At 68.3% G+C, this 25,455-nt stretch carries 25 protein-coding genes; 11 read left to right on the top strand and 14 right to left on the bottom strand.

Going from position 1 to position 25,455, the window contains the following annotated elements; all coding sequences use genetic code 11:
• The first annotated feature begins 14 nt into the window (after positions 1–14).
• From ACIRG5_RS23925 to ACIRG5_RS23915, 3 genes are all read left to right on the top strand, one after another.
• On the top strand, positions 15–1,238 hold the full coding sequence (locus ACIRG5_RS23925) for an amidohydrolase family protein (protein ID WP_402908088.1): 1,224 nt from the start codon (positions 15–17) through the stop codon (positions 1,236–1,238).
• On the top strand, positions 1,235–2,083 hold the full coding sequence (locus tag ACIRG5_RS23920; protein ID WP_402908086.1) for an alpha/beta hydrolase: 849 nt from the start codon (positions 1,235–1,237) through the stop codon (positions 2,081–2,083). Before ACIRG5_RS23925 ends, ACIRG5_RS23920 begins: the two co-directional genes overlap by 4 nt.
• 261 nt (positions 2,084–2,344) lie before the next feature.
• Positions 2,345–3,925 carry a GTP-binding protein gene (locus ACIRG5_RS23915; protein WP_402908084.1) on the top strand — a complete coding sequence of 527 codons (1,581 nt, stop codon included), beginning with the start codon at positions 2,345–2,347 and terminating at the stop codon, positions 3,923–3,925.
• Between the two features lie 150 nt (positions 3,926–4,075).
• Here ACIRG5_RS23915 and ACIRG5_RS23910 read toward each other — a convergent pair whose 3' ends face one another.
• The gene (locus ACIRG5_RS23910) at positions 4,076–4,912 is read right to left on the bottom strand and encodes an alpha/beta fold hydrolase (RefSeq protein WP_402908082.1); all 837 of its coding nucleotides are present in this window, start codon (positions 4,910–4,912) and stop codon (positions 4,076–4,078) included.
• A 131-nt stretch (positions 4,913–5,043) separates the two neighbouring features.
• Between ACIRG5_RS23910 and ACIRG5_RS23905 the strand changes: the two genes are divergently transcribed.
• Positions 5,044–5,541, top strand: coding sequence for a TetR-like C-terminal domain-containing protein (locus ACIRG5_RS23905; RefSeq protein ID WP_402908186.1), 498 nt, complete (start codon positions 5,044–5,046; stop codon positions 5,539–5,541).
• Positions 5,520–6,158 (top strand): AAA family ATPase, encoded by a 639-nt coding sequence (locus ACIRG5_RS23900; protein ID WP_402908080.1) that lies wholly within the window; start codon positions 5,520–5,522, stop codon positions 6,156–6,158. Before ACIRG5_RS23905 ends, ACIRG5_RS23900 begins: the two co-directional genes overlap by 22 nt.
• A 62-nt stretch (positions 6,159–6,220) precedes the next feature.
• On the opposite strand, the gene ACIRG5_RS23895 is transcribed toward ACIRG5_RS23900, so the two are convergent.
• Positions 6,221–6,535, bottom strand: coding sequence for an NIPSNAP family protein (locus ACIRG5_RS23895; RefSeq protein WP_402908078.1), 315 nt, complete (start codon positions 6,533–6,535; stop codon positions 6,221–6,223).
• Positions 6,536–6,555: 20 nt separating this feature from the next.
• On the bottom strand, positions 6,556–7,107 hold the full coding sequence (locus ACIRG5_RS23890) for a nuclear transport factor 2 family protein (protein WP_402908076.1): 552 nt from the start codon (positions 7,105–7,107) through the stop codon (positions 6,556–6,558).
• Between ACIRG5_RS23890 and ACIRG5_RS23885 the strand changes: the two genes are divergently transcribed.
• A complete protein-coding gene (locus ACIRG5_RS23885) occupies positions 7,060–7,548 on the top strand; it encodes a LysR substrate-binding domain-containing protein (protein WP_402908074.1) in 489 nt (162 codons plus the stop codon). The two genes, ACIRG5_RS23890 and ACIRG5_RS23885, sit on opposite strands and share 48 nt — an antisense overlap.
• Here ACIRG5_RS23885 and ACIRG5_RS23880 read toward each other — a convergent pair.
• From ACIRG5_RS23880 to ACIRG5_RS23865, 4 genes are all read right to left on the bottom strand, one after another.
• Entirely contained in the window at positions 7,538–8,203 is a 666-nt protein-coding gene (locus ACIRG5_RS23880; protein ID WP_402908072.1) for a DedA family protein, read from the bottom strand. The two genes, ACIRG5_RS23885 and ACIRG5_RS23880, sit on opposite strands and share 11 nt — an antisense overlap.
• A 207-nt stretch (positions 8,204–8,410) precedes the next feature.
• Complete coding sequence (locus tag ACIRG5_RS23875) at positions 8,411–9,160, bottom strand: glycoside hydrolase (RefSeq protein ID WP_402908070.1); 750 nt, start codon at positions 9,158–9,160, stop codon at positions 8,411–8,413.
• 166 nt (positions 9,161–9,326) lie between these two features.
• Complete coding sequence (locus ACIRG5_RS23870) at positions 9,327–10,145, bottom strand: SDR family oxidoreductase (protein ID WP_402908068.1); 819 nt, start codon at positions 10,143–10,145, stop codon at positions 9,327–9,329.
• Between the two features lie 46 nt (positions 10,146–10,191).
• Entirely contained in the window at positions 10,192–10,890 is a 699-nt protein-coding gene (locus tag ACIRG5_RS23865; RefSeq protein ID WP_402908066.1) for a nitroreductase, read from the bottom strand.
• Positions 10,891–10,975: 85 nt separating this feature from the next.
• Between ACIRG5_RS23865 and ACIRG5_RS23860 the strand changes: the two genes are divergently transcribed.
• Positions 10,976–11,449, top strand: a complete 474-nt coding sequence (locus ACIRG5_RS23860) for a winged helix-turn-helix transcriptional regulator (protein ID WP_402908064.1) — start codon at positions 10,976–10,978, stop codon at positions 11,447–11,449.
• Positions 11,450–11,644: 195 nt separating this feature from the next.
• Here the strand turns inward: ACIRG5_RS23860 and ACIRG5_RS23855 are convergent, their stop codons facing one another.
• Positions 11,645–12,907, bottom strand: a complete 1,263-nt coding sequence (locus tag ACIRG5_RS23855; protein ID WP_402908062.1) for a PHB depolymerase family esterase — start codon at positions 12,905–12,907, stop codon at positions 11,645–11,647.
• 122 nt (positions 12,908–13,029) lie between these two features.
• Positions 13,030–15,039, bottom strand: a complete 2,010-nt coding sequence (locus tag ACIRG5_RS23850) for an ATP-dependent Clp protease ATP-binding subunit (protein ID WP_402908060.1) — start codon at positions 15,037–15,039, stop codon at positions 13,030–13,032.
• 587 nt (positions 15,040–15,626) lie between these two features.
• Between ACIRG5_RS23850 and ACIRG5_RS23845 the strand changes: the two genes are divergently transcribed.
• Positions 15,627–16,895, top strand: coding sequence for a glucuronoxylanase (locus tag ACIRG5_RS23845; RefSeq protein WP_402908058.1), 1,269 nt, complete (start codon positions 15,627–15,629; stop codon positions 16,893–16,895).
• 31 nt (positions 16,896–16,926) lie between these two features.
• Here ACIRG5_RS23845 and ACIRG5_RS23840 read toward each other — a convergent pair whose 3' ends face one another.
• Together ACIRG5_RS23840 and ACIRG5_RS23835 are read right to left on the bottom strand one after the other, a co-directional pair.
• Positions 16,927–17,613, bottom strand: coding sequence for a ferritin-like domain-containing protein (locus ACIRG5_RS23840; RefSeq protein WP_402908056.1), 687 nt, complete (start codon positions 17,611–17,613; stop codon positions 16,927–16,929).
• A gap of 73 nt (positions 17,614–17,686) precedes the next feature.
• Positions 17,687–18,352, bottom strand: a complete 666-nt coding sequence (locus ACIRG5_RS23835) for a Type 1 glutamine amidotransferase-like domain-containing protein (RefSeq protein ID WP_402908054.1) — start codon at positions 18,350–18,352, stop codon at positions 17,687–17,689.
• Between the two features lie 261 nt (positions 18,353–18,613).
• Here ACIRG5_RS23835 and ACIRG5_RS23830 point away from each other — a divergent pair, with 261 nt between their 5' ends.
• Complete coding sequence (locus ACIRG5_RS23830) at positions 18,614–19,324, top strand: hypothetical protein (protein WP_402908052.1); 711 nt, start codon at positions 18,614–18,616, stop codon at positions 19,322–19,324.
• A gap of 162 nt (positions 19,325–19,486) precedes the next feature.
• Here the strand turns inward: ACIRG5_RS23830 and ACIRG5_RS23825 are convergent, their stop codons facing one another.
• Entirely contained in the window at positions 19,487–20,680 is a 1,194-nt protein-coding gene (locus ACIRG5_RS23825) for a fumarylacetoacetate hydrolase family protein (RefSeq protein WP_402908050.1), read from the bottom strand.
• 158 nt (positions 20,681–20,838) lie between these two features.
• Here ACIRG5_RS23825 and ACIRG5_RS23820 point away from each other — a divergent pair, with 158 nt between their 5' ends.
• Positions 20,839–22,665 carry an ABC transporter ATP-binding protein gene (locus ACIRG5_RS23820; protein WP_402908048.1) on the top strand — a complete coding sequence of 609 codons (1,827 nt, stop codon included), beginning with the start codon at positions 20,839–20,841 and terminating at the stop codon, positions 22,663–22,665.
• A 132-nt stretch (positions 22,666–22,797) separates the two neighbouring features.
• Here the strand turns inward: ACIRG5_RS23820 and ACIRG5_RS23815 are convergent, their stop codons facing one another.
• Complete coding sequence (locus ACIRG5_RS23815; protein WP_402908046.1) at positions 22,798–24,144, bottom strand: acyltransferase family protein; 1,347 nt, start codon at positions 24,142–24,144, stop codon at positions 22,798–22,800.
• 133 nt (positions 24,145–24,277) lie between these two features.
• On the bottom strand, positions 24,278–24,643 hold the full coding sequence (locus ACIRG5_RS23810; protein WP_402908044.1) for a hypothetical protein: 366 nt from the start codon (positions 24,641–24,643) through the stop codon (positions 24,278–24,280).
• Positions 24,644–25,056: 413 nt separating this feature from the next.
• Between ACIRG5_RS23810 and ACIRG5_RS23805 the strand changes: the two genes are divergently transcribed.
• On the top strand, positions 25,057–25,335 hold the full coding sequence (locus ACIRG5_RS23805) for an isoamylase (RefSeq protein ID WP_402908042.1): 279 nt from the start codon (positions 25,057–25,059) through the stop codon (positions 25,333–25,335).
• Positions 25,336–25,455: the final 120 nt, after the last annotated feature.

The following is a 25,455-nucleotide window of genomic DNA, read 5'->3' as shown; positions in this document are numbered from 1 at the left end:
ACGCCGGAGGGCTCGTGGGACGTTTCCAGGTGGTGGGCGCGACGGTCGTGGACGGGTCGGGCCGCGATCCGGGCGACGTCGCCGTCACGGTCGAGGACGGGCGCATCACCGAGCTCGGTGCCCCCGGCGCGCACGGTGAGCGACTCGACGCCGGTGGGCTGACGATGACGCCCGGTCTGATCGACGCGCACGTCCACCTGGGGCTGTCGAGTCCGATCCGGTCGCAGTTCTCGTTCCAGATCAGTGCCGCCGAGATCGCGGCCGACATCTTCGCCACGGCCGGTGCGGCGCTCGACGCCGGTTTCACGACCGTCCGGGACACCGGCGGGATCGACGGCGGTGTCGTCACCGCCATCGCGAAGGGCAAGGTCAGAGGGCCACGCGTGGTGTCGTGCGGGCCTGTTCAGTGCCAGACCGGCGGCCACGGCTACTACGGGGCCGAGTGGGAGCCCACCGAGCTGTGGAGCAGCCATCACGTTCCTGGTCTGTGCGCCCTGTCCATGATGGCGGGCAACGCGGACGAGCTGCGGCGCAACGTGCGCGAGGCGTTCCGGCGCGGGGCGTCGTTCCTGAAGCTCTGCGTGACCGGCGGGGTGGTGGGCGGCAACGACCGGCTGACCGACACCCAGTTCACCGTCGAGGAGATCGCCGTCGCAGTGCAGGAAGCCGCGGCGCGAGGCACTTACGTGACGGTGCACGCCCACAACAACGAAGGCATCCGGAACGCGGTCGAGGCCGGGGCGCGCTGTGTCGAGCACGGCACGGACCTCGACGAGCCGACGGCCGCTCTGATGGCCGCTCACGGGGTTGCTCTCGTACCCACGTTCGCCGTCGTCGAGCGGCTGCTGCACGATCCCGCCGCAGCCGGCCTGGACGAATCGGCACGCGATCGGGTGGCAGGGGTGCGGGAGCGGATGGCCAGGGCACTCGCCGCAGCCAAGGAGGCCGGGGTGCGGATCGGGCTGGGTTCCGACCTCATCGGCCCGGCCCAGGACCACCGCGGTGAGGAACTCGGACTGCGCGCACAGCTCGAGACACCGATGGACGCTCTCGTGGCGGCCACGAAGACCAACGCCGAGATCATCGGTCTGGCCGAGGTGGGCGTCCTCGCTCCCGGCAGGCAGGCGGATCTCGTGCTCTGGAACGGAAACCCGCTCGAAGACCCGAACATCTTCGCCGACCCCGCCAACGCCGTACTCGTCGTCCAAACCGGACGTGTTGTGAAGGATCTCCGATGAGCACCATGTGGAACGGCTGCCTCGCCGACACCGACTACTTCGAACTGCGTTCCAGCGGTGGGCACGACTACGGCGTCTGGGTCACCACGCCGCCGCGCTACGACCCCGCCACAGCGCAGGCGCCGGTCGTGTACGTGCTCGACGGCAACTTCGCGGTGGGTCTGACGGCCCCGCTGATCGTCACCCAGCACGACCCCATGCAGCGGATCAAGCCGTACATCCAGGTCAGCGTCGGCTATGCGGGCGAGGAAGCGGAGCACTGGGCGCGATTGCGCAACAGGGACCTCGTGCCACCCGGCGAGCCCGTCGCCAAGGAGTTCCTCGACGCCGTGGAGATGGGAGTCCGGGCGGGCACGATGACCCGCGAACAAGCCGACGCCTACGTCGACGAACTGCGCGACACCCAGGGCGACGCGTTCCTGAGCTTCATCACCGACGAACTGCACCCCCGGATCGAACGCGACTACGGCACGGCCACGAGCGGTCACGGCCTCTTCGGCTACTCCTACGGCGGACTCTTCAGCCTCTACGCCTGGCTCACCGGCACCTCGCTCTTCGAGAGCGTCGGGGCGGGCAGCCCAGGTGTCGCCGGCGAGGACAGCCGGATCTTCACGCAGATCCAGGAGTTGGGCGACCAGCCGGCCAGGCTCCACCTGACCTTCAACGACCGGGAGATCCTCGGGAACGTGCCCATCTACCAGAACCTCACGAAGAACGCGGCTACCGTTCTGCACCTCCTCACCGCCCGCGGCGCGGCCGTCACCAGCGAGGTGCTGCGCGACACGCACGTGACCGGTCTGCAGGCCTCGTTCCTCAGCTACCTCAGGACCTGCCGAGCCGTGTGACCGTTGGTGCGGCCGGCCGTGAGCCGGCGAGCGGAGATTCAAAGATCACGGCCTCGGGGCCTGATGCCCGATTCGTGGCGCTCGCTCGGCTTGACTCGCTGCCGAACTCGTCGGCTGACCTCAGGGTTCAATCTCAGTTGCACTGCGGCCCACGGCCTGATCGACTGCGCATGACCAGTCGGCCGGACAAGGAGAGGCACATGCGCGTGGCGTTCGTGTTCACCCAGAAGGTATTCGTTGCCTATCTAGAGGACATGACGCTTGTCGCGCACCTTGAACTTGGGAATTCTGGCTCACGTCGACGCTGGTAAGACCAGCCTCACCGAGCGGTTGCTGCACACCGCCGGTGTCATCGACGCACTCGGCAGCGTGGACGCGGGGAACACGCAGACCGACTCGCTCGCGCTCGAACGGCAGCGCGGCATCACGATCAAGTCCGCCGTCGCGTCGTTCGTCGTCGGTGACGTCGTGGTCAACCTGATCGACACACCGGGCCACCCGGACTTCATCGCCGAGGTGGAACGGGTGCTCGACGTGCTCGACGGTGCCGTGCTGGTGGTGTCCGCGGTGGAGGGCGTGCAGGCGCAGACCCGCGTGCTCATGCGCACGTTGCGGCGCCTGGAGATCCCGACCGTCGTGTTCGTGAACAAGATGGACCGTCGTGGCGCTGACGGGGAGCGCGTGGCGCGCGACGTGGTCGAGAAGCTGGCGACCGAGGCGCCGATCTACTTCGGGTCCGCGATCACCGGCGAAGGCCTGGACGAACTGGTCGCCGGCGTCACGTCGTCGTTGCCGGTGACCGCTACGGCCGGCGGTCCGCTGTCCGGCACGGTGTTCAAGATCGAACGTGGCAGGGCGGGGGAGAAGATCGCGTTCGTGCGGCTGTTCTCCGGGACTGTGCGGGTGCGTGATCGGGTGAAGATCGGTGACCGCGAAGAGAAAGTCACCTCGATCGCGGTGTTCGAGGGCGGCTCGGCGCCACGTCGCGCCACCGCTCGGGCAGGGCAGATCGCGAAGCTCTGGGGCCTCGACGTCCGCATCGGCGACACGATCGGCGTCGCTCACCACGACCGAGTACGCCACTTCGCACCACCGACGCTGGAAACCGTTGTGGACTCGCACAACCGGGTGGCTCTGCACTCCGCGTTGCGGCAACTCGCCGAGCAGGATCCGCTGATCGACCTGCGGCTCGACGGCGACGACATCGTGGTCTCGTTGTACGGCGAGGTGCAGAAGGAGGTCATCGAGGCGACGCTCGCTCTGGAGTACGGCGTTGCCGTCACGTTCCGCGAAACGAGAACGATCCGCGTGGAACGTCCCCGAGGCGTGGGTGAGGCTGTGCGGTTCCTCGGTGAGAACCCGTACGCGGCCACCATCGGCTTCCGGGTGGAACCGGGGCCGGAGGAGTTCCGGCTGGAGGTGGAGCTGGGCTCGTTGCCGCTCGCTTTCTTCAGGGCCGCGGAGGACGCCGTGCGCGACACGTTGCGCGCTGACCGGATTCATGACTGCACGGTCACGATGACGCACTCCGGATACTTCTCGCCGGTGAGTGTGGCGGGCGACTTCCGCGGCCTCGCACCGATCGTGCTGCGGGAAGCGTTGCGCCGAGCGGGAACCGCGACGTGCGAACCGATGCACCGCTTCCGGCTGGAGATCCCGGCGGACGCACTCGCCACGACGCTCGCCGCGCTGGGCAAGGTCGGCGCCGTTCCGCTGACGACGACCGCGACCGTCCTCGAAGGACACATTCCGGCGGCACGGGTGCGTGAGCTGCAACGACGACTGCCCTCGCTGACCAGAGGGGAAGGTGTGCTGGAAGCTGAGTTCGATCACTACGCCTGATGCTGTGGGCCGTGGCAGGCGAAGTGCACCCGCTCGACCGCGTCGAACCGCAGGTCTTCCGTCTCCGCCTGGCCGACCTCGACCAGGCGGCCCCCACGGCGACTGACGGCCCGCGGCGTCCTCGTTCACTTCTGAAGAAGCAGGTCGCTCCTAGGCACGCGTCAGCGTCTCCGCCAGGAACGGCAGGGCGAGCGCGAGGACCTCGTCGGGTGTCTGGACGTGCGGGTAGTGGCCGGCGCCCTCGATGACCGCCAGTTCACCACGTCCTCGAGGCAGGTCGGCGATGACCTTCTCGCCCTCGGCGCGCGGGTCGGCCCAGTCGGGGTCGGCGCTGCCCATGACGACCAGGACCGGACAGGTGACGTTGGCCAGCTGCGCACCGGCGTCGGCGGGACTGGTCTTGCACATGGCCTGAAGGACCTTCATCCGGCCGGGCTCGCGCAGCTTGGCCTCGATGCGGGCGAGTTCGGCGTCCCAGTCCGCGGGCTTGCCCGGCACCGCCAGGTCGAGGTAGCGCTTCCAGCTCTCCAGGCTTCCGCCGAACATGACCTTCGCGAGCTGGGTGTAACCCGCACGGAAATGCTTGACGCGCAACAGTCCTGCGAGATCGAGGGACTGCGCGCGGGTGAACGGCGCGAGCTCGACGACGCCGGTGATCACGTCGGGTGCGGTGGCGGCGGCGATGGTCGCGGCACCGCCACTGATCGACTGGCCGATGATCACGGCCGGGCCACCGAGGTGGCGGGCGACGGCGACCAGGTCACCAGCGATGTCCGTGCGGCTGTAGCCGTTCCAGCCCAGGCTCGAGTCACCGCAACCGCGGATGTCGACGTTCGCGACCCGGTACCCCCTCGCGGCCAGAGCGGGGGCGAGGAACCGGTAGGAGTGGCGGCTGTCGCCGATGCCATGAGCCAGCACGACGAGCGGACCCTGCCCGGTCACGTCGTAGGCGATGGTGTTTCCGGCGATGTTCAGGTACTCGGTCATGCCGTCCTCCGAAACAAAAGCTAATGACGTTAGCCATAAGCTAATGGCATTAGCCTAACCCTGTCAAGGGTGCGGGGTCTCGATTGGTGGCATGGCTCGATCAGGGCGTGGTACCGCTGCTGCGCTCGCTCATGGGCCTGCTGGCCGAACGGGCCGGCGTGCGCACCCCTCGCTCTACCGGCACGTCGAGTCCCTGGACGCCCTCCGCCGCGGCAGCGCCCTGCAGGCCGAACGCGAACTCGGCGCGGTGGCGGCCAGAGCGGCCGTCGGCAGAGCGGGTCCGGACTCGGCCTGCGCGACGCCGACGCCATCGACGCGGCCCGTGCGCTGCGATCCACGGTTTCGCGAGCCTGGAGGGCGCAGGTGGCTTCGGGCTGCCCCGTGACGTCGACCGCAGCTACGGTGTGCTGATCGAAGTCTTGATCGCAGGCCTGAGGCAGAGGGGCACGCCGCCTGCCGGGAGCCTGGGCACCGTTCTGCTGCTGATCGAAGGATTTGACCTGTGCTTGCCCGCCGCGCCTTCATCCCCGAGGAACTGCTTCCTCCTGGCTCACGAAGGACATGGCCACTTGACGTGCCGTGCGTTGCTCAGCTCGCAGCGGAGGGGATGTCGTTCGAGCGGCCGGTGACGTTCCTGGTCGGAGAGAACGGCTCGGGCAAGTCCACGTTGGTGGAGGCCTTCGCCGAGTCCTGGGGGCTGGACGCGCAGGGCGGGCGGGCTGGGCGGAAGTACGTGAACGACCGGCCGAAGTCGGCACTGGGCGAGATGGTGCGGTTCGAGACGACCGCGCTCGGGACGAGGCACCGCTCTGGACCGCGGACGAAGCGCAAGGGGTACTTCCTTCGTGCGGAGACGGCGTTCGGGTTCATGAACGCGGTCAGCGGCTTGCGGGGTTATTGGGACGAGGACACGAACGAGATGAGCCACGGAGAGGGCTTCCTGACCGTGTTCGCGGCGATGTTCCGCGAACCGGGGTTCTACCTGATGGACGAGCCCGAGGCGGCGCTGTCGTTCCAGTCGTGCCTGCGCTTGATGCATCTCATGTACGAGCTGGGGAAGTCAGGTGCGCAGATCGTCTGCGCGACCCATTCGCCGATCCTGGCGTCAACGCCGGACGCCGCCGTCATCGAAGTGGGAGAGCACGGCTTCCGGAGGTCCGAATGGAAGGACCTGGCGGTGGTCGACCACTGGCGCCGATTCATGGCCACGCCTGACGCCTACCTGCGCTACGTCACCGAGGAGTAGCAGGCGCTCACTGAGGACCTGCACGCCCCAGTGCCGCACTCGTGCCAGGTTCGCCGCCGGTGTCAGCGGAGACCGGACCTGGGGGTCGGTTCCAGTCGCACCGTGGACTCGGCTCCGTTCAGCAGTGCCGACACCACGTCGACGACCGTCGCGCATCGGGGGTGGCTGTGGACGGCGTCCAAGACCCGTTCTCGGTTCGCGGCGTCCTCGAAGCGCCGGATCCAGACGAAGCTGTCCTCCTCGCCGGCCACGGTGAAGGAGCCGGCCACGGTCATGCCCATCTCGCGGTGCAGGGGGATGACGGTCTCGTCCATGTACTGCGCCAGTTCGGGGCCGAGGCCGGCGCGGGCGTGTTCTGTCCGGATCTCGTAGAACATCGAGTTCTCCTCGTCGGCCGTCAGGTAGTTGGTGCGGAGCGTTGGGCGGCGAGTGCGTAGACGTTCGGGGATCCTTCCCACGGGCAGGTGCGCCGCACGGCCCAGTGGGTGATCAGCCAGCGTCCGTCGTGCTTGTGCAGCTTCAGCTGCCAGTACCCGCGCATGGTGCAGTGGTCGATGACTCCGGGGTCCGCGGGGACGTGGTGGTAGGCGACCACGTGTGCGCGGCACTCGGCTTCGTCGCCTGACAGGCGCACGTCCAGGTTGGAGGTGGCGTGGTGGGTGCAGTCGAAGCCGGTGAGGGTGCCGCTCGCCAGCTTGACCAGGTCGGTGGCTGCCGTGGTGGCCGGTGGTGTGCCGAAGTGGTGGGTTGACAGGTCCAGCAGCACTTCGTCGGCGAGCAGCCGGCGCAGCGCGGCCCAGTCCCTGTCGTCCTGGGAGTGGGCGAGGCCGGCGACGACATCGGCGATGGCCGCGCGGTCGGCCAGTTCTTCGAGGACACCCCGGCCCTGCGAGAAGGGTTGGTGGACCTGGAGATCGGCAGCATCCGTGCCGGCGACTCGGAGATCCACTCGGAAGCGCTCGTCACCGAGACGCTGATCGCGGCGGTGCGTCCCGGCCACCCACTCGCGAAGGTGAAGACCGTGACGCCGCAACGGTTCGCCGCCGCCGACCACATCGTCGTGTCGCGGCGCGGCCGGGCTCGCGGCCCGATCGACGAACAACTGGCAGAACTGGGACTGAGCCGACGCGTGGTGGCCGTGGTGCCCACGTTCGCGAGCGCGCTGTTCCTCGCCTCGGAGACCGATGTCGTCTGCATCGCCCCGGCCAGGCTGGCCCAGCGGATGCTGGACACGTTGGGGCTGCGCGCGTTTCCGATCCCTCTCACGCTGCCGTCGGTGACCGTCGGCATGGCGTGGCATCCACGCAACCACCACGACCGCACGCACCAACTGCTGCGCGAACGCGCCCGTCACATCATGGCCACCGCCGCGGAGGGCGTCAGTCGGTGACGGTGTCCTGCGCGGCGAGGCCCCTGCGGTGGTGCAGGCGGCGCACGACTTCGATGGAGCCGGTCACCACGCACGCGAGACCGACGCCGACGGCGATCGCCAGCAGTGTGTTCTCCTGGAACAGAACGCCGCCGAGGTAGCCGGTGAGCGCGGTGTAGGCGCTCCAGGACGCGGTGGCGAACGCGACGAACAGCACGTACCTGCCGAGCGGGAAGCCGACGAGCCCGGTGGACAACGTGGCCAGGTAACGCCCGACCGGGATGAAGCGCGTGGTCACCAGGATGAAGCCGCCGCGGGCATCGAGCTCACGGGCGAACCAGTCGTGCGCCGCGCGGCGTTTGGTACCAGGCGGGAGACGCTGGAGCAGGCGCGTGCCGAACAGCCGTCCTGCCACGTACGGGACCAGGTCGCCGAGGAAGGCGCCGAGTGTCGTGGCGGCGATGACGAGCACGATGTCCGTCTGCCCGGTCGCGGCGTAGACGCCCGCGACGATCACGACGGGTTCACTCGGGATCAGGGGCAGGAGGAGTCCAGGAAGGACACCGCGATCAGCACGGCGTAAAGCCACGGCGAGGAGATGAGCGACTCGGCGAGCCGCATCCAGTCGATCGCGAAGGATCCTTTCCCGCGCGGCGGCCGGGATGTATGCGCGCATTGACGTTCGAACGCGAAATTCGTGCTTTTCTGTCGCCGCCCGGTAATGGCGATCGCCCTGGGCTTCCTCTGTGAAACTAGGCGGGGATCAATGTGGCGACAAGTGCGTTCTCGGCAACGATGTGTTCGCCCTGGCGCAATCGGGGTGGTCAGTGAGCGCACACGACGGCCTGGACAAGGCCGTCGTGTGCGGCGTGCCCTGGAACTCTCAGCCGCTGACCGAGGCCGAGAAGTTGTCGACCGCCAGGCCGGTGCCGCCGTTCCACGGCTCGAACCCGGCCTGGATGCTGGTCAGGTACCAGGAGTTCGTGATGGCACCGCGGTTGCGCACGTCGTTGATGAAGTCGAGCACGCTGAACGACCACGAGTTGATCGGTGACGGCGCGACGTAGGAGATGACGTTGTTGCCGCCGTTGTTGCCGCGCCACACCTGCCAGCTGCGCCCGCCGACGTTCGTCGTGCCGACCGCGCTGCCGATGGGCTGGATCGAGCCCTGGCGGTTGAACCAGATCATGATCTCCATCTGGTTCACGCCGTTGGTCTTCGGCGTGGGATCGAGCCAGATGTCGTAGGAGGCGTTGTAGGTACCGCCGGTGTAGCGGTAGTTGATGGACGACGTGGCGCTGCGGATTCGGCTGACCTGCATCGGCAGGGTGGAGCCGGGGGAGCAGTTGGTGTAGTGACAGCCGAGGAACGCCGACGGGTACGACACCGGCGCGCCGTTGGTCGGGGACGAGCCCTGCTGGCTGGTGATCTGAAAACCGGACGACGTGACGTTGATGCACTGTTGAGCCGAGGTGCCCCAACGATTGTTCTGCACCACGTAACGGCCCTGGATGGTGGTTGATCCGTACTGGTCGCAGATCGTCACATCGGCGTGAGCTGGGGCCGCGGTCGCGACGAAAGTGCTCGCCACCAGCAAGCCGGCGGCAGCCACTGCACGGATGGTCTTTCGCATGACAACTCCAATGACAGGGTTATGGGAGCGCTCCCATAGTACCGAGATGTCAATGAGCGCGCAGATTGTCGAATGGGCGCTGTCGAATAGCGCGTCGAATCGACGGTAATGCTGGGCAGAGCAGGAAGACGCATTTGTGCGGTGCGCGCGAAGAACTGGAGAGAGATCAGTCTCGCCGGTCGCGCGTGATGAGCTTGCGCTGGGTCCGGCGGCCCTGCGCCACCATGAACGGAATCGCGCGCAGCCCGAAGCGCGGGAACGTGTCGGCCAGCCGAGCGAGTGCTCCGCGCCAGCGAGGGATGGCGGTGACCGGTTTCGGTTTGTCGAGCACCTCGGCGACGGCGGCGGCGACGTCGGCGGGTTGCAGCAGTGTGCCGGAGAACGACAGCGCGGCGGCCGGATCGTCGAGCTTGTCGTAGAGCATCGGTGTCCAGATGCCGTCCGGGCAGACGCACGAGATGTCGATGTCCTGGACGCCCGCCGCCCGGAGATCGCCGAGGGTGCTGAGGCTGAAGCCGATGGCCGCGTGCTTGGACGCGGCGTACACCGCTTCGCCCACGACGGCCGTGATGCCCGCCAGCGACACGATGTTCACGACGTGACCGCCGCCGTGGCCGCGCATGGCCTGGATCGCGGCGACCGTTCCGTTGATGGTCCCGAGGGCGTTGACCTCGACCATCAGCCTGCGGGTGGCGGCGTCCTGCTCCCACGCGGGCCCGGTGACCAACACCCCCGCGTTGTTGACCCAGACGTCGAGGCGGCCCGCACGGGCGACGATGTCGTCGCGCGCCGCTTGCACGGCCGCGTCGTCCCGCACGTCGAGCACCCGCGCGATCGCGCCGATCTCGGTGGCCGTCGCCGCCGCGGTGGTTTCGTCGACGTCGGTGACCAGCACCGTGTAGCCGCGTTCGACCAGCATCCGTGCGACCAGCTTGCCCACGCCGCGCCCGGCTCCGGTCACGACCGCGCCTGCTTTTGCCGTCATGGCAGGAGTATCGCGTCCTTCGCGCCGTCGATCGACCCCGGCGACGTCACGTGGAGTGCCACGTCACGGCGGAGTCGGTGTTCGCGCGAGTGGTGCGGAAGCCGTTGGCCGGATGCTTCGTGTCGGGATGGCCGAACGAGACTCCGACGACGACGCGCCGGGAGTCCGGCAGTCCGAAGTGGTCGCGCAGGAAGCCGGAGTACCCGGCGAGCGCGGCCTGTGGCGCCGCGGCGAGACCGAGGCTCTGCGCGGCGAGCAGGAAGGAGTTGAGATAGAGGCCGCAGTCGATCGCGCCGTAGACGCCGAGGGCGGCCTCGGTGGTGATGATCGCGACGTGCGGCGCGTCGAACAGTTCGAAGTTGCGCAGCATTTGCCGGCCCGTGCCCTGGTGATCGCCGCGTTCGATGCCGAGGCTGGTGTAGAGCTGCTTGCCGCACTCCCGCCGGCGTTCCTGGTAGACGCCCGTGTACTGGGTGGGGAAGGGGAAATCAGGCTGGCCCGGATTGGTCTGCAGGTGTTCGAGCAGCCGCGTGCGCATCCGGTCCGTCGCGGCGCCTTCGGTGACGATCACGTGCCACGGCTGGGTGTTGCACCAGGACGGGGTGCGCTGGGCGAGGGCGAGCACCTGCTCGATGGTGTCCCTCGGGACCGGCTCGGGCAGGAACTGGCGGCAGGTCCACCTGTCGGCGAGCAACCGGTGCAGGGCCTCGTGCAGGTCTGGGGGCGTGACGGCGGCCGCGCTCACGGGAACCTCCGAAGGTGGTCTCTTTTCGAGACCGACGCTAGCACGAGCGGTCTCGAAAAGAGACCACCTTCGGTAGGGTCGGGGCATGCGGTACGAACAGCTCGCCGACCTGCCCTGCTCGATCACCCGCCCGCTGGTGGTGCTGGGGGACAGGTGGACGTTGCTGATCCTGAAGGAGGCGTTCGCGGGTGTGCGGCGGTTCAACGCGTTCCGGAGCAACCTGGGCATTCCGCGCAGCCGCCTGCAGGACCGGCTCGGGCGGCTGGTGGAACACGGGATCCTGGTGCGGCGGCAGGCTGCCGACGGGGACCACGCCGAGTACCGGCTCAGCCGCAAGGGGCACGACCTCTACCCGATCCTGATGGCGATCAAGGACTGGGGCGACGCCCACATGGCGCCTGACGGGCCGCCGGTGCACTACCGGCATCGCGACTGCGCCGGCGAGGCACGGGTCACCCTGGCGTGCGACTGCTGCGGAGAATCAATGACGGCCCATGACGTCGTGCCCGAGGCCGGTCCTGGTCTTCTGGCCCATGTCGACGTGGACGCTCAGGGCTAGTTCCACGGGCGATGGCGTTCACCACGGCGGCCGACGGGTGGCGGCGGCCCTGTTCCAGCCGCCGCACGCCACGAGCCCGCCGCCCGCCGGGCGGTAGACCGACGGACGCGGGCTCGGTGGTCTCGCGCAACCGGCGCACCTCTGCACCCAGATCATGCGTCGCCATGACGCGAGTGTCTCTTGTGGAGCCAACAGTCAGCCGGTGGAGCAGGCCGTGCCGTTGAGGGTGAACGAGGACGGCGCCGCCGCGTTTCCGGTGTGCACGGCCTGAAAGCCGATGTCGACCGACCTGCCGGGCGGGATCGTGGCGTTGTGGCCGGCGTTGCGCGCGGTGACCTGGCCCGCCGACGGCGAGTAGGTGGCGTTCCAGCCGGAGGTGATGGTCTGCCCGCCGGCCAGGGAGAAGCCGAGGGACCAGCCGTTGACCGCCGCGGTACCGGTGTTGGTGATGGCGAGACTCGCGGTGAGGCCGTTGTTCCAGGCGTTGACGGTGGCCTTGACGGCGCACGTGCCCGGCGTCGGCGGGTTCGGGTCACCGCCACCGATGACTCCGAAGTACTCGAGTGCGACAGCGGCCATGCCCGACGACGGCAGGCTGTGCCCGGCGCCCTGGATGCTGTAGGCCTCGACCTTGTCCGAGTAGCGGCTGCGGTTCCAGCCGGCGCGCGGGGTGTCGGTCGACGTCGGCGTCTGGCTCAGGCCGAACACGTCGGTCCACTGCTCGACCTCCTCCTGCAGCAGCGAGTACGGCACGAGCGTGTCCGCGGTGCCGTGCCACAGCTGCATCTTCGGCCGCGGGCCGGTGTAGCCGGGGTAGGCCTGCCGGACGAGGTTGCCCCACTCCTGCGGGGTGCGGTTCAGGCCGCCGCCCCCGGTGCACCGGCTGCTGCCCGGCGGGTAGTCGGCGGCGTTGGCGAAGCAGTGGAACGGCACGCCCATGAACGCCGCGCCCGCCTTGAACACGTCCGGGTAGAGGGCGAGCATCTCGTTCGTCATCATGCCGCCGGAGGACGATCCGGTGGCGAAGACCCGGTCCGGGTCGCCGCCGTAGCGCTGCTCGACGTGGGTCACCATCGACACGATCGACACCGGGTCGCTGCCGCCACCGCGGCGTTTGGCCGCGTCCGACCACGTGTCGAAGCACTTGCCGAAACCGGCTTCCTGCTGCGCGCTCGGGTAGATGACGATGAAACCGTGCCGGTCGGCGAGCGAGGCGAACTCGCTTCCCGAGTAGAAGCCGGGACCGGAGCCGCCGCAGCCGTGCATGGCGACCACGATCGCGGGCTTGGCCGGCCGGGTGTCCGGCGCGTAGACGTGCATGCGCATCCGGCCGGGGTTGTCGCCGAAGCCGGTTACCTCCACCAGCGAAGCGGCGGACGCCGGTGTCGCGGGCACGACGCCGGCGAGAGCGAGCACGGCGATGACGATGGCGATGAGAGGTGTTCTGCGCGTGATCACAACTGACCTCCGGTCAGGGCTTCCGAGTCCCCCGGACCGCGAAGCTATTCACTTTCGTGACGGTCGTCAAACTTTCGACGAACGAATTTGGTGAGGCGTTCGACGAACGACCTCTCCCGGGTTCACTGCGGGGTGCCGGTGATGGTCAAGGTCAGATCCGAGTCGGTGACCGTCACGACGACGTGCTGTCCACCCTGCAGTTCGCCCGCGAGCAATGCCCTGGACAGTCGCCGGTCGAGTTCCTTGGCGATGGTGCGGCGCAACGGCCGTGCGCCGTGCTCGGGCACGTAGCCGCGGGCGGCGAGCCAGTCGGCGGCCTGCTCGTCCACGTCCAGCGTGATGTCCTGTTCGCGCAGCCGGTCGCGGGTGGGTTCGAGCAGCAGCGAGGTGATCTGCCGCAGCTGGCCGGCGTCGAGTCCGCGGAACAGGATGATCTCGTCGAGGCGGTTGAGGAACTCCGGGCGGAAACTGCGGCGGACGGCCGCCATCAGCGGTTCCCTCAGTTGCTCGACCGACAGACCCGAGGTGGTCGCGGCGAGGAGCTGGTCGGCGCCGATGTTGCTGGTCATGATGATGACGGTGTTGGTGAAGTCGGCGGTGCGTCCGGCGGCGTCGGTGAGCCTGCCCGCGTCGAGCACCTGCAGCAGGGTGTTGAAGATGTCGGTGTGCGCCTTCTCGATCTCGTCGAGCAGGAGGACCGAGTACGGGGTGCGCCGGACCGCGCCGGTGAGCTGACCGGCCTCCTCGTGGCCGGCGTACCCCGGTGGCACACCGATCAGCCGCGTGACCGCGTGCGCCTGCGAGAACTCGCTCATGTCGAACCGGATCAGCCGGTCCTCCGAGCCGAACAGCGCTTCGGCCAACGCCCGCGCGATCTCGGTCTTGCCCACGCCGGTCGGGCCGAGGAACAGGAAGGAACCGACGGGCCGGTGCGGGTGCTTGAGGCCCGCGCGGCCCTGGCGGACCGCGTCGGCGACCGCCTCCACCGCCTCGTCCTGCCCGACGATCCGCTGGTGCAGGTGGTCCTCCAGGTGCAGCAACCGGTGCCGTTCCGCCTCGGTGAGCTGGGCGACCGGGATGCCCGTGCTGCGGGACACGATCTCGGCGACGTCGTTCGCCACGACCTGGGGCGCGTCGGCCAGCGCGGCGCGGGCGGCCTCCAGTTCGGCGACGGCCCGGTCGAGCTCGCCGGTGAGGAACACCGCGTCCTCGCCCTGTGCGGCGTCCTTCTCCCGCTCCAGCCGCCGCACCCGCTGTTCGAGCAGCACCGGATCCGGTGGCATCGGGGACTTCTCGCGCAACCGGACCCGCGCACCCGCGCGGTCCACCAGGTCCACGGCCTTGTCCGGCAGGAACCGGTCGGAAACGTACCGGGCCGACAACTCCACGGCGGACACGATCGCCTCGTCCGAGATCCGCACGCCGTGGTGCATCTCGTACCGGCCGCGCAGCCCGCGCAGGATGGCGATCGCCTCGTCGACCGACGGTTCGGCGACCTGGATCGGCTGGAACCGCCGCTCCAGCGCGGCGTCCTTCGCGATGTGGCGCCGGTAGTCCTCGGCCGTGGTGGCCCCGATGACCTGCACCCGTCCGGTCGTGAGCACGGGTTTGAGCATGGTCGCGGCGTCCATCGGCGCGCCTTCCGCACTGCCCGCACCCACCAGGACGTGAAGCTCGTCGATGAACAGGATCACCATCCTGTCCGTCGCCGTCACCTCGGCGATGACCCCTTCGAGCCGTTCCTCGAACTCGCCCCGGTACTTGGCTCCGGCGACCATGCCCGCCAGGTCCAGCGAGATCAGCCGCCTGCCGCTCAGCGTGGCGGGTACGTCGCCGCTCGTGATCCGCGCCGCGATGCCCTCGACGACGGCGGTCTTGCCCACACCGGGGTCGCCGATCAGGACGGGATTGTTCTTGGTACGCCGCGACAACACCTCGAGCAGCTCGTCGATCACGTCCTCCCGGCCGATCACCGGGTCGAGCAGGCCGTCCCGCGCCGCGGCGGTGAGATCACGCCCGAAGCGGTCGGTGCGCCGCGTCGCGGACTGCGGCTCCACCAGCCCGCCGAACAGCTTCCCGACCAGGTCCTCGAAGGAACGGGACCCGAAGCCGAACACCCAGTCGTCTGCCATCGGCCGCCATCTTCGCTCGATCGGAGGGCTTATGTCTCCAATCTTCCGCCTCGTGGCCCGAGAACACAGGTCAGGCTCTCGCCCCGCCGGTAGGCGCATCGCCCAGGTGTCGTTCCACGGCGTCCGCGGTGCCGAAGGACAGCTTTGGCCGGGACCGGCGGAACACGCGGTTCAACTGTCCTAAGTGGACTTGAATCGTCGGTTCGGGCGCTCCCGTGTTGCCGGCGCGCCGCCAGAGCCCAGGCGGCTGAGCGGAGCGGGAGAGTGGTGAGACGGGGTGAACAACGCGACCATCGGATTTCGACGCGTTAATGCGCACCTGCGAAAAGGCGACAGGACCTCTCCGGCAATCTAAGTGCTCGGGCCGAAGCGGTCAAGGGCGGAGTGTCCCGATCGACAATCGTTCGACAAGGTCAATCTGGGGAAAGCACGAACTCCTGTCATTCGACGCATTCGATTATCGATTCGCTTGACTGCTGGGCGCGAGCGCTGTTAGGACTGATCACGCCTCATTCAGGCCGCATTGCCGATCGGCCGGACATCCGAGTTGTCTCAACCCCGCACGAGATCAACTTTGTGGAGATGCCATGTCAGCACGTCGAGACCAGTCCGAGAACGCGGATTCGCAGCCCTTGCGCCGGCGGACGTTGCTCGCGGCGGGCGCCGCGCTACCGGTGCTGGCGGTGGCGGCACCTGCCGCGGCGGCCACCTCGGTGGTCGTCGAACCGTCGAACGTGCAGCAGACGATCCTGGGCTTCGGCGGTATGAACCACACCGTGTGGATCAGCGATCTGACCGCTGCCCAGCGCGAAACGGCGTTCGGCAACGGCGCGGGACAGCTGGGGTTCACCGTGCTGCGCATTCCCGTCCACGAGGACAGGGCCAACTGGAGTCGGGAGGTCGCCACGGCCAGGCGTGCGGTCGAGCTCGGGGCCAAGGTCATCGCTTCCCCGTGGAACCCGCCTGCCTCGATGACTGAAAGCTTCTCCGGAGGCAAGCGGCTGCGTTACGCCTCCTACGGCGCCTATGCGCAGCACCTGAACGACTTCTCCGCGTTCATGGCGAACAACGGAGTGAACCTGTACGGGATCTCGGTCCAGAACGAGCCGGACTACGCGCAGGAATGGACGGCGTGGACCTCCGGTGAAATCGTCAGGTTCCTGCGCGAGAACGCGGGCGCGATCAACACCAGGGTCATCGCTCCGGAGTCGTTCCAATACCGCAAGAACCTCTCCGACCCCATCCTCAACGACGCCGCCGCGCTGGCGAACGTGGACATCATCGGCGCGCACCTCTACGGCACCCAGTCCGCGGACTTTCCGTATCCGCTCTTCCAGCAAAAGGGCAACGGCAAAGAGTTGTGGATGACCGAGGTGTACCACCCCAACAGCAGCGACTCCGCCGATCTGTGGCCGCAGGCGCTCGACGTGGGCGAGCACATCCACCGTGCGTTGGTGAACGGCCGGTTCCAGACCTATGTGTGGTGGTACATCCGCCGCTCCTACGGTCCGATGCGCGAGGACGGGCAGATCAGCAAGCGCGGCGCCAACATGGCGCACTTCTCGAAGTGGGTTCGGCCCGGCTACTCGCGCATCACCGCCACCGCGAACCCGCAGTCGAACGTCTACATCTCGGCGTTCAAGAGCGGATCCAGGATCGTGATCGTCGCCGTCAACAAGAACACGTCGCCGGTCGACCACGTGTTCACCGTGCGGGACGTTGGTTCCGCGACCATCTCGACCTGGCTGACCAGCCAGACCGCGACCCTCGCGCACTACAACGACTTCACCATGTCGAACGGCTCCTTCAACGCCCAGTTGCCTGCCCGCAGCATCAGGACGTTCGTCCTGAACTGAGGGCATCGCCCTCGTCTGGTAGCCCGTGAGATCAGGGCGCGTCCGTGCGTGCGGGACGATGCGCATCGCCGTCCATTATTCCCTGCAGTCCAACGATTTCGAGCGTCTGCAGGACGAACTGCCAGGGCCCGACGCCGAGCTGTCGCAGCCCTGGCGCGTGGTCGTGCGCGACCGTCACCACGGCCCCGGCGAACAGCAGCCACCAGAACGCCCGTGCAGGCCAACGAACCCGGCCGAGCCGGGCCTGGTGAAACGGAACGTGCCGCTGCTCGTCCTGCAGAATCCGATCCGCGACGTCGGCGGTGAGCGGGTCTCGACTGCCGTCCCGCAACGCCCGGTAGTACCGCAGCGCCACGGTTTCCGCGATGAGCAGCACCATCAGTTCCAGTCGCAGTCCCAGCGCACGACGCAACCGCACGAACACCGCGTCCGTCCAATGTGAACTGATCGTCGGCTGGCCGGCAGCCCGCAGCAGGTGCTCCAGCATCCGGGCGTGGTTCTGTTCCTCGGCGACGAACAACCGCACCGCCGCGCCGTACGCACCGTCGCCCGCCTTGGCGATCAGGTTGGCGCCGTCGCCGGACTCGCCGACCTGGAACCGTTGCACGCTCTTGACGACGTCGGGGTGCAGCCGGGCGCCCGAGGTCCAGTCGGGATCACCCACTCGCTTCCGGTGCGCGGCTTCGGCCTCGAAGTTCTCGACCCATGTGGTGAACATGAAGGGAAGACGGCCGGGTCACCGCCCGCGTTGGCCGGTTCGTGGGGAGGTTCTGTGAAGGTTCGGTGTGCGGCTATGCCTCGAACTTCGTCCATCGCCCCTCGGAGACCACCTCGACGGAGCCGTCGACGACCTTGATGGCCGTCTGGTCGTCGATCGCGTAGGCGGGGACGCCGATCTCGGCGGCCCACCGCTCCGCGTCGGCCATGGTGTTGGTGGGGAAGACGTCCAGGTGCGGGAAGATCGAGAAGTCGACGACCCCCAGGGTGCGGTCGTCCGGAGCCGCGGGCCACTCGACGAAGTCCGTCCCGACGCGGGGTGTCATGACCATGCTTCCGGCGTTCACGCCCACCCAGACCTCGTCGGGCAGGGAAGGCAGCAGATCGGCCAGTCCGGACTCCCGCATCCAATGGCACAGGTACGTCGCGTCGCCGCCGTTGACGAGGAGCACGTCGGCCTCGCGGACCCAGGGAACCCACCGTTGCGCGTCGATGGTGGGCAGGGCGGCGAGTTCGAGGACGCCGAGCGACCCCCAGCCCAGGCCGGAAGAATGCCGTGACCTGGGGCCGGCGGCGTCCACGAATCCCCGCACCGATGCCGGACTGCTCATCGGATTTCCCCACTGGGCTGTCGGGATGCAGAGGGCGTGGCACTCGGAGATCGGCTTGCCTGCGAGCTGCACGAGGGCCGAGTGGATGCTCGGGTTCGTGACGCCGCCTGACGTGAGCAAGAGCTTCACAGTTGTCTCCAAAACGCGCGCGGAAGGTGGATGTGGTTACAGACCACCGACCGGGCGGCAACTCATCGCGGATCGCGCCCGCCGGAGTCGCAGCCGCGCGCGTAACGGCGCAGGCCCTGAGCGCGACCACTATGACGAGGGCGTTCCCGCTGGGCGGCAGGTCAACCGATGTCCTGTTGGTGCGGCGACCGACTTCCACCGTCGTGACCCGCGTCTGCCCCGCAGCGCCGAGGTGATCATGCACGTCCGCAGGGGGCCGTCATGAGCGTCGTCGACACCGCGATCAAGTTGTCCGCTCAGGCAGTCGATGTCGCGTCGAGCGGCCATGGTCTCGTGGGACCAGTGGTCGAGTTGTTCCTTCGCAACCTCGTCGAGGTGCAGGACGAACAATCAACCCTGCTGCGGAAGATCGATCAGAACGTGCAGAACCTCGTGGACGGCCCGTGGCGCACAGCGCGACTGCACCTGGGCGAATGTCTCCTGCCGGCGCGCACCCCGGAGCAGGTCACCGAGTCGCAACGCCTTGCGGCCAACTACCTCCGTGAAGCGGTCGGCATCTCCAACGGGCTCGGTGCCGCCTACGCCGCGTTCGACCTGTCCGTCCTTCTCGCCGCCCAGGGCGACCTCGACGCGAGCCGCTTCTACGCCCGGCAGTCGATGGCCTCAGCCGGCAAAGCAGTCATCGAAGTCAGCACTGCCCGCAAACCGATGTGGAAGCGAAGCCTGGAAAAGGAGATGATCGGCGTGCTCCTGTTGACTCTCTTCGAGAAGCGGCCACTGGAGTATCGCGAATGGCTGGTCCTGGCAGCGTCACTGGGCGACTTGTGCGGGCTCGACTTCATGCGTCAGGAGATGGCCAGGTTTCCGCAGATCGCACGCGTTGACCTGTACCACGACTGGGATGGCATCGCCGAGTTCGGACAGCTCGAGAAGCCGAGTTGGCTCCAGCATCCGTGGCGGCCTGCGAGCTGACTTCGGTGGCGACGCTGCTCAGCGGTGTCCTCTCGGCGATCGACGACTACGCGCGCACGTATCCGTTCCGCGGCAGCGAAACCGGTGCCGTACCACGACGACATCAACTGCCGGCAAGACCGGTACGTGTTCGCCGTGGGCGGTTGGTGACGACTACGTTGGTCACGGGCGCGCCTTCGTGCGCGAGTTCAGCAGACCGCGGGCGGCGAGGTTCTCCATCAGCGCGGTGATGCCGAACGCCCAGTCTTCCGCGTCCTCGGCCGTGTTCACGACGTTCGTCAGCGCGCCCAATCGGGGCGAGGAGATGCGAACGACGTCCCCGACCTTGTGGGTGAACCCTTCGCCGGGCTGGTCCCGGTCCTCGGTCGGAGCGAACATCGTGCCGGTGAACAGCGCGAAGCCGTCGGGATAGCGGTGGTGGGCGCCGAAGGCGTGGGACACGAGGTCCTCGAGTTCCCGGCTGATCTCGGAGACCGGATTCACGCCGTGCAGCACGAAACCGTCGGGGCCGGTGATGTCCAAGGCGATCTCGGTGGCTTTGGCGTCCGCGAGGGTGAACCCGTCGTCGAACAGCCGGAGGAACGGACCGATGGCGCAGGAAGCGTTGTTGTCCTTGGCTTCGGTGAGCAGGAGAGCACTGCGGCCCTCGAAGTCGCGCAGGTTGACGTCGTTGCCGAGCGTCGCGCCGACCGGGTTTCCGCGCGAGTTCACCACCAGGACGAGCTCGGGCTCGGGGTTGTTCCAGGCTGAGCGGGCGAGAACGCCGATGTCGGCTCCCAGCCCCACCGCCGAGAGCACCGGGGCCTTGGTGAAGATCTCGGGGTCAGGCCCGATACCGACCTCGAGGTACTGCGACCACAGGCCCTCGGCCTGAAGAACCCTCTTCACCTCCGCGGCCTCCGCGGACCCCGGCTTCAGGTTCGAGATGTGGCCCTGGACGATCGCGCCCACCTTCTCGCGAACTTCCTCGGCCCGCTTGGGATCCCCGTCGGCGCGCTCCTCGATGACCCGCTCGAGCATGCTGCGGACGAAGGTCACGCCGGCGGCCTTGAGCACCTGCAGGTCGACCGCTGCCAGAAACCGGGGAACGGCGTCGGCCGGGTTCGTCGTAGCGGCCAGAACCTCCGCGAGCGGCCACGAGGTGCCGCCCTGGTGGTTCTTGACGATCTCCAGCGCGTCCGGCCGCTCGAGCAGTGACGACACGGTCGACGTCAGCGGCGACAGGTCGACGACCTCTTCGCCGCGGATCGTCACGACCGAAGGCCCGTCCGCGGACGGGTCGAAGACCCTCGCGACAAGGGTGGCGTCCGCTGCGTCGTGAGGGAGAACGTCGGCGGCGTTGAGCGAGATCCCCATGGAAATCCTTCCTGCCGGCACCACAGATCAGTTCGAGGTCTCGATGAGCTTCCCCTGTCTCGGCTTCGAGTGACAGCTCTGCCTCGCGGCGATATTCGATCGCTGCCACCCGGCCGTCTGCGGGAGCATGAGGAAGCCGGGTTGCTCGGAGGGGGCGGATGGTCGTGCCAGGATCGGAGAGGCCTGTCCGCAAGAACGCGGTGCCGCTCGCCCTGCGCCTGTACGGAAAGGAAGTGCGGCGCCACGGACTCATCTCCGCGGGGGCGCTCGTGTTGCCCGCGCTGGGCGTCACGTGTCAGCTCTATCTCGCGCCGTTGGCGGTGGGCGGGCTGGTGGGGAAGTTCGCGGGTGGTGGCGGCACAAGCCTCGGCACCGCCCTGCCGTACGTGCTGGCCTTCGGCGGTTTCATGCTGCTCTCGGAACTGTTGTGGCGCATCGGCCTGCACTGCCTCAACCGCGTGGACGGCCGCGGGATCGAGAACCTGTCCGCCCTCGCGATGGACGAGTTGCTGGGCAAGGACGCGGCGTTCTTCCACGACAACTTCGCCGGTTCGCTCACCAAAAGGGTGCTGAGCTTCGCGTTCCGCTTCGAGGACTTCGTGGACACGCTGGCGTTCAAGATCTTCGCCAACCTCATCCCGCTGGGTTTCGCGTGCGTAGTGCTGTGGAGCTACCACCCGCTGCTCGTGGCGGTGCTGGTCGGCCTGATCCTGGTCACGGGATGTGTCGTCGCGCCGCTCATCCGCCACCGCCAGCGGCTGGTCGACGAGCGCGAGGCCGCCATCGCCCAGGTGTCCGGCCACGTCTCGGACACGCTCACGAACATGGAGACGGTGCGGGCGTTCGCCGCCGAGCCGCGCGAGGGAGCGGAACACCGGACCCGTGCCGCCAAGCAGCGAACGCTGGCAATGCGGTCGTGGGACTACAACAACCTGCGCATCGACACCGTGATCGCGCCGCTGTCCGTGCTCACCAACGTGCTCGGCCTCGTGGTCGCGATCGGGGTCAGCGACGGGCTCGGCGTGGAGGCGATCGTGGTGACGTTCGCCTACTTCGGGAACGCGACGCGGATCATGTTCGAGTTCAACCAGATCTACCGGCAGGTGGAGAGCGCGCTCACCGAGGCAGCCCAGTTCACCGAACTGCTGCTCGACCCGCCGACCGTGCTCGACCCCTCGCACCCGGAACCGTTGCGCGTGAAGGACTCCCGGGTCCAGTTCGAGAACGTCGTGTTCACGCACGGCGGTGGCGAGCCGCTGTTCGACGGACTCGACCTGGACATCCCGGCGGGCACGCGGATAGGGCTCGTCGGCCGCTCCGGCGGCGGCAAGACCACGCTCACCCGGCTGCTCCTGCGGCTGATGGACGTCGACCAGGGCCGCGTCCTCATCGGCGGCCAGGACATCGCCCGCCTGAGTCAGGCCGACCTGCGCGGCCTGATCGGGTACGTGCCCCAGGACCCGGCCATGTTCCACCGGACGCTGCGCGAGAACATCGCGTTCGCACGGCCAGGCGCGACCGACGCCGAGATCCACCGCGCCGCGCATGCCGCGCACGTGACGGAGTTCGTGGACGCGCTGCCCGACGGGTTCGACACCATGGTCGGCGAACGCGGCATCAAACTGTCCGGTGGACAGCGCCAGCGGGTCGCGCTGGCCCGCGCCATCCTGCGTGACGCGCCGATCCTGCTGCTGGACGAGGCGACCAGCGCGCTGGACTCGGAGAGCGAGGTGCTGGTCCAAGAGGCGCTGTGGCGGCTCATGGAGGGCCGCACCGCGATCGTCGTGGCACACCGGCTGAGCACGGTCGTGCGGATGGACCGGCTGATCGTGCTCGACCGGGGCCGGATCGTCGAACAGGGCACCCACGCGGAACTGCTCGACGTCGACGGGACGTACGCGAAGCTGTGGCGCCACCAGTCCGGCGGCTTCCTCGACGAGGCGGTGCCCGCCGAATCCCTGGCTGGTGAACTGAACCGCGGCTGAGGCAGGGAACGCCCGCGTCGTCAGGTGCGCCGGCGCTCTTGACCTACCGGCGTCCCGCGACCGCCGCCAGAACATGCCGACAACGCCGTTACGACTCCTGGGATCCGCGCACTCCTCGCGGTCGGCGGCCGATCACTCGACGCGCCTCGGCACCTCGGACGGGTCGATCCAGGCCGGGGTAACGCGGCCGTGAACGTCGTCGCGCAGGTCACCGCTGTAGCGGCGGCGCTGGTTCACGTGACGGCGTGGGTGCGGGAGGCGTTCCTGATCTGCTGGGTGTTCGGGCGGTACGCCGAGGACGTGCCGGCGGTCCGGCTGCCGATGTTCGGCACGGGGTTTCACGACCTGTGGCCGTGGCTGTTCCTGGGACGGTCCGGCCGGGGGTCTCAGGTAGTGGCGCAACTGCTGGGTCGGCTTCTCGACCAGCCGCCACGACAGCAGGCCGGCCAGGTAGGCCGTCGGCACCGACACGGCCATCAGCAGCCACGGGTCGCGCACCCCTGCCAGCACGTAGAGCTGCTGCACCGGCATGCCCCAGATGTACATGCCGTAGCTGCCGTAGACCCACTCGTCGTGTCCGGCGAGCCGCCGCGGCCAGTGGTGCGCCCAGGTGACCGCGCCGTAGCCCGCGGCCAGCGGCAGCACGAAGCGCGCGGCGGGCTCCACCGGTGGGGTGAAGTTGGCGATCAGGTACAACGCGCACAGGCCGTACGCCACCAACGGCCGGAACTGGATCCGGTCCCGGTAGGCGAAGAAGATCATGCCCAGCACGAACGGCACCATGTACGTGACCAGCGGCGCCAGCGGCAGGCTGAGCAGGCCGCCGAAGACCCCGTTGTACCCGACGCGCGCCTGCCCGAACCCGTCCAGCACGACGAACACCGCCAGCACCGGGAAGAGCGCGAGCCGGCCTTTGCCCAGCGCGCCGGCGAGCCCGGCGGCCAGCACGATCAGGTAGCCGGTCGTCTCCATCGGCAACGTCCAGATGGAACCGTTGACCGACCAGGGGAACGGGTTGGTGGCGAACACGCCCGGAAGCGTGTGCTGCAACGTGTACAGGCCCGCGTTGTTGACGACGTAGCCCCACGTCTCGTGGCTGCGCCAGTACTCGGCCGGGCTCAGCACCGTCACGAGCGGACCTATCACGAACGCGCTGATCATCACGACCACGAGCAGAGGAGGCCAGATCCGCAGCGCCCGCTTGAGCAGGTAGCGCCACCACGAGGCATCGCGATGCCAGCTGTCGGCGATCTGGTAGCCGCTCATGGCGAAGAAGGCCATCAGCGCGAAGTAGCCCGGCGAGAGGTTCCACCTCTCGGGGAACATGCCGATCTCGGCCGGGCGAACCAGCGGGAAGCTGTGCTCGATGACGACCAGGGCCGCCCCGATCAGACGCAGCCAGGCGAAACCCGTCTCGATCTTCGCATAGCGCTTCCCCTCGCCGAGCGAGCTGTCCGCCCGCGTCAACACCTCGCCCATGGAACTTGCCCGACCGGTGCCATAGGCCTAGAAGACTATCGCGACCGGCGAACGGTTCAGTGCGGGCTCGGCCTTTCGTTCGAACCGACTGTTGTGTCAAGGCCCTGGGCCTGCGCCCAGGGCCTCGCGCCGCTCAGCCGCCGTTGAGTGGAGAGACGTTGAAGGAGTAGTACTCCTTCGTCGACTCCGAACGGTTGCCCGGCTCGGGCGGGAAGATCGCGTCGATGAACAGCCCGCCGCCGCAGTTGGGCTCGGAGAACATGTTCAGCACCGAGTTCTTCGTCCTGTTGGCCAGGTAGGTGGCCTTCTCCCCGAGCAGGCCGTGCACGTTGTAGCACTTGCGCGGTTTCAGGTTGTGGATGGTCACGGGCACCGGCACGCTCGGCGCGGACCACACGGCGCGGTCACCGGGCGGGCAGTCGGCCGCCGCCACGCCAGAGGTGGCCAGCACGAGTGCGATGGACGCGCCGAACACGCCGGCGCCAGACAGGATCTTCATCAGCGAATCCCCCAACAGTTTCTGCCGATCTCGGTTCGGATGCTGCCAGAACGGCTGTCGCAGGGTGGGCGAAATCAGTTGACCGGGAACTTTCGCACCCGCCTTGGCCACGGCTCGGCACCTGCGGTTCGCGCGGGTCTGGGCCACGTTCTCGTCGGCGGCCACACCGGCGGGCGCAGCCAGGCACGAGGTGGTCGACACCTTCCGCGACGCCGTCAGACCCGCTCAGCGAGCACTCCGAGCAGGTCGGCGTCAACCCCGCCGACGTTCGTTCCGGTACGCGTCGACCTTCGCGGGATCACTCGATCCAGCTATTTCACGCCCTGCCAGGCGCGTCGACTCGTCCGATGTGGACACAACCGGCAGGTTGGCACAGCGTTGCGACCGAAACACGGGGAAGGAACGACGAGCGGATGATTCGAATCGTGCCCGCCAAGGACCAGCAGGTGCGGGTGACCTGGGCGCTGCCCCGGCACGAGCCGCCAGGGCCGGTGAGCGTGGTCGGTGATTTCAACGGCTGGACACCGGGAGCGACCGAACTCCGCGCCCGCTCGAACGGCAACCGCACCGCGGTGGTCGTCGTTCCGCGCGGCACGACGCTGCGCTTCCGCTACCTCGGCTCGAACGGCCACTGGTTCGACGACTCTGACGCGGCGGCACAGGACGACCACGGCTGCGTGATCACCGTCTGACGGCGCCCCAGGTCAGCCGGCGAGCGCCGGCGACCCCGGTTCAGCACGTCGTGTTGTCGCTCTTCGCCTCAGCGTCGCGGCGATCGGGCTCACCGCATGGTCATCTCGGCCCGTGTGGAC

The sequence above is a fragment of the Lentzea sp. NPDC102401 genome, from assembly GCF_044765805.1.
In the GTDB taxonomy this organism is placed as follows: Bacteria; Actinomycetota; Actinomycetes; order Mycobacteriales; family Pseudonocardiaceae; genus Lentzea; species Lentzea sokolovensis.
Note: the sequence above shows the minus strand (reverse complement) of the source record. Positions and strands in the feature narration are given on the sequence as shown.

Excerpts from the sequence above, each read along its gene's own strand:
- ACIRG5_RS23920 (WP_402908086.1), top strand. The coding sequence starts at position 1,235 with ATGAGCACCATGTGGAACGGCTGCCTCGCCGACACCGACTACTTCGAA.
- ACIRG5_RS23910 (WP_402908082.1), bottom strand. The coding sequence starts at position 4,912 with ATGACCGAGTACCTGAACATCGCCGGAAACACCATCGCCTACGACGTG.
- ACIRG5_RS23905 (WP_402908186.1), top strand. The coding sequence starts at position 5,044 with ATGGGCCTGCTGGCCGAACGGGCCGGCGTGCGCACCCCTCGCTCTACC.
- ACIRG5_RS23900 (WP_402908080.1), top strand. The coding sequence starts at position 5,520 with ATGTCGTTCGAGCGGCCGGTGACGTTCCTGGTCGGAGAGAACGGCTCG.
- ACIRG5_RS23895 (WP_402908078.1), bottom strand. The coding sequence starts at position 6,535 with ATGTTCTACGAGATCCGGACAGAACACGCCCGCGCCGGCCTCGGCCCC.
- ACIRG5_RS23880 (WP_402908072.1), bottom strand. The coding sequence starts at position 8,203 with ATGCGCGCATACATCCCGGCCGCCGCGCGGGAAAGGATCCTTCGCGAT.
- ACIRG5_RS23875 (WP_402908070.1), bottom strand. The coding sequence starts at position 9,160 with ATGCGAAAGACCATCCGTGCAGTGGCTGCCGCCGGCTTGCTGGTGGCG.
- ACIRG5_RS23870 (WP_402908068.1), bottom strand. The coding sequence starts at position 10,145 with ATGACGGCAAAAGCAGGCGCGGTCGTGACCGGAGCCGGGCGCGGCGTG.
- ACIRG5_RS23860 (WP_402908064.1), top strand. The coding sequence starts at position 10,976 with ATGCGGTACGAACAGCTCGCCGACCTGCCCTGCTCGATCACCCGCCCG.
- ACIRG5_RS23850 (WP_402908060.1), bottom strand. The coding sequence starts at position 15,039 with ATGGCAGACGACTGGGTGTTCGGCTTCGGGTCCCGTTCCTTCGAGGAC.
- ACIRG5_RS23845 (WP_402908058.1), top strand. The coding sequence starts at position 15,627 with ATGTCAGCACGTCGAGACCAGTCCGAGAACGCGGATTCGCAGCCCTTG.
- ACIRG5_RS23840 (WP_402908056.1), bottom strand. The coding sequence starts at position 17,613 with ATGTTCACCACATGGGTCGAGAACTTCGAGGCCGAAGCCGCGCACCGG.
- ACIRG5_RS23830 (WP_402908052.1), top strand. The coding sequence starts at position 18,614 with ATGAGCGTCGTCGACACCGCGATCAAGTTGTCCGCTCAGGCAGTCGAT.
- ACIRG5_RS23825 (WP_402908050.1), bottom strand. The coding sequence starts at position 20,680 with ATGGGGATCTCGCTCAACGCCGCCGACGTTCTCCCTCACGACGCAGCG.
- ACIRG5_RS23820 (WP_402908048.1), top strand. The coding sequence starts at position 20,839 with ATGGTCGTGCCAGGATCGGAGAGGCCTGTCCGCAAGAACGCGGTGCCG.
- ACIRG5_RS23815 (WP_402908046.1), bottom strand. The coding sequence starts at position 24,144 with ATGGGCGAGGTGTTGACGCGGGCGGACAGCTCGCTCGGCGAGGGGAAG.
- ACIRG5_RS23810 (WP_402908044.1), bottom strand. The coding sequence starts at position 24,643 with ATGAAGATCCTGTCTGGCGCCGGCGTGTTCGGCGCGTCCATCGCACTC.
- ACIRG5_RS23805 (WP_402908042.1), top strand. The coding sequence starts at position 25,057 with ATGATTCGAATCGTGCCCGCCAAGGACCAGCAGGTGCGGGTGACCTGG.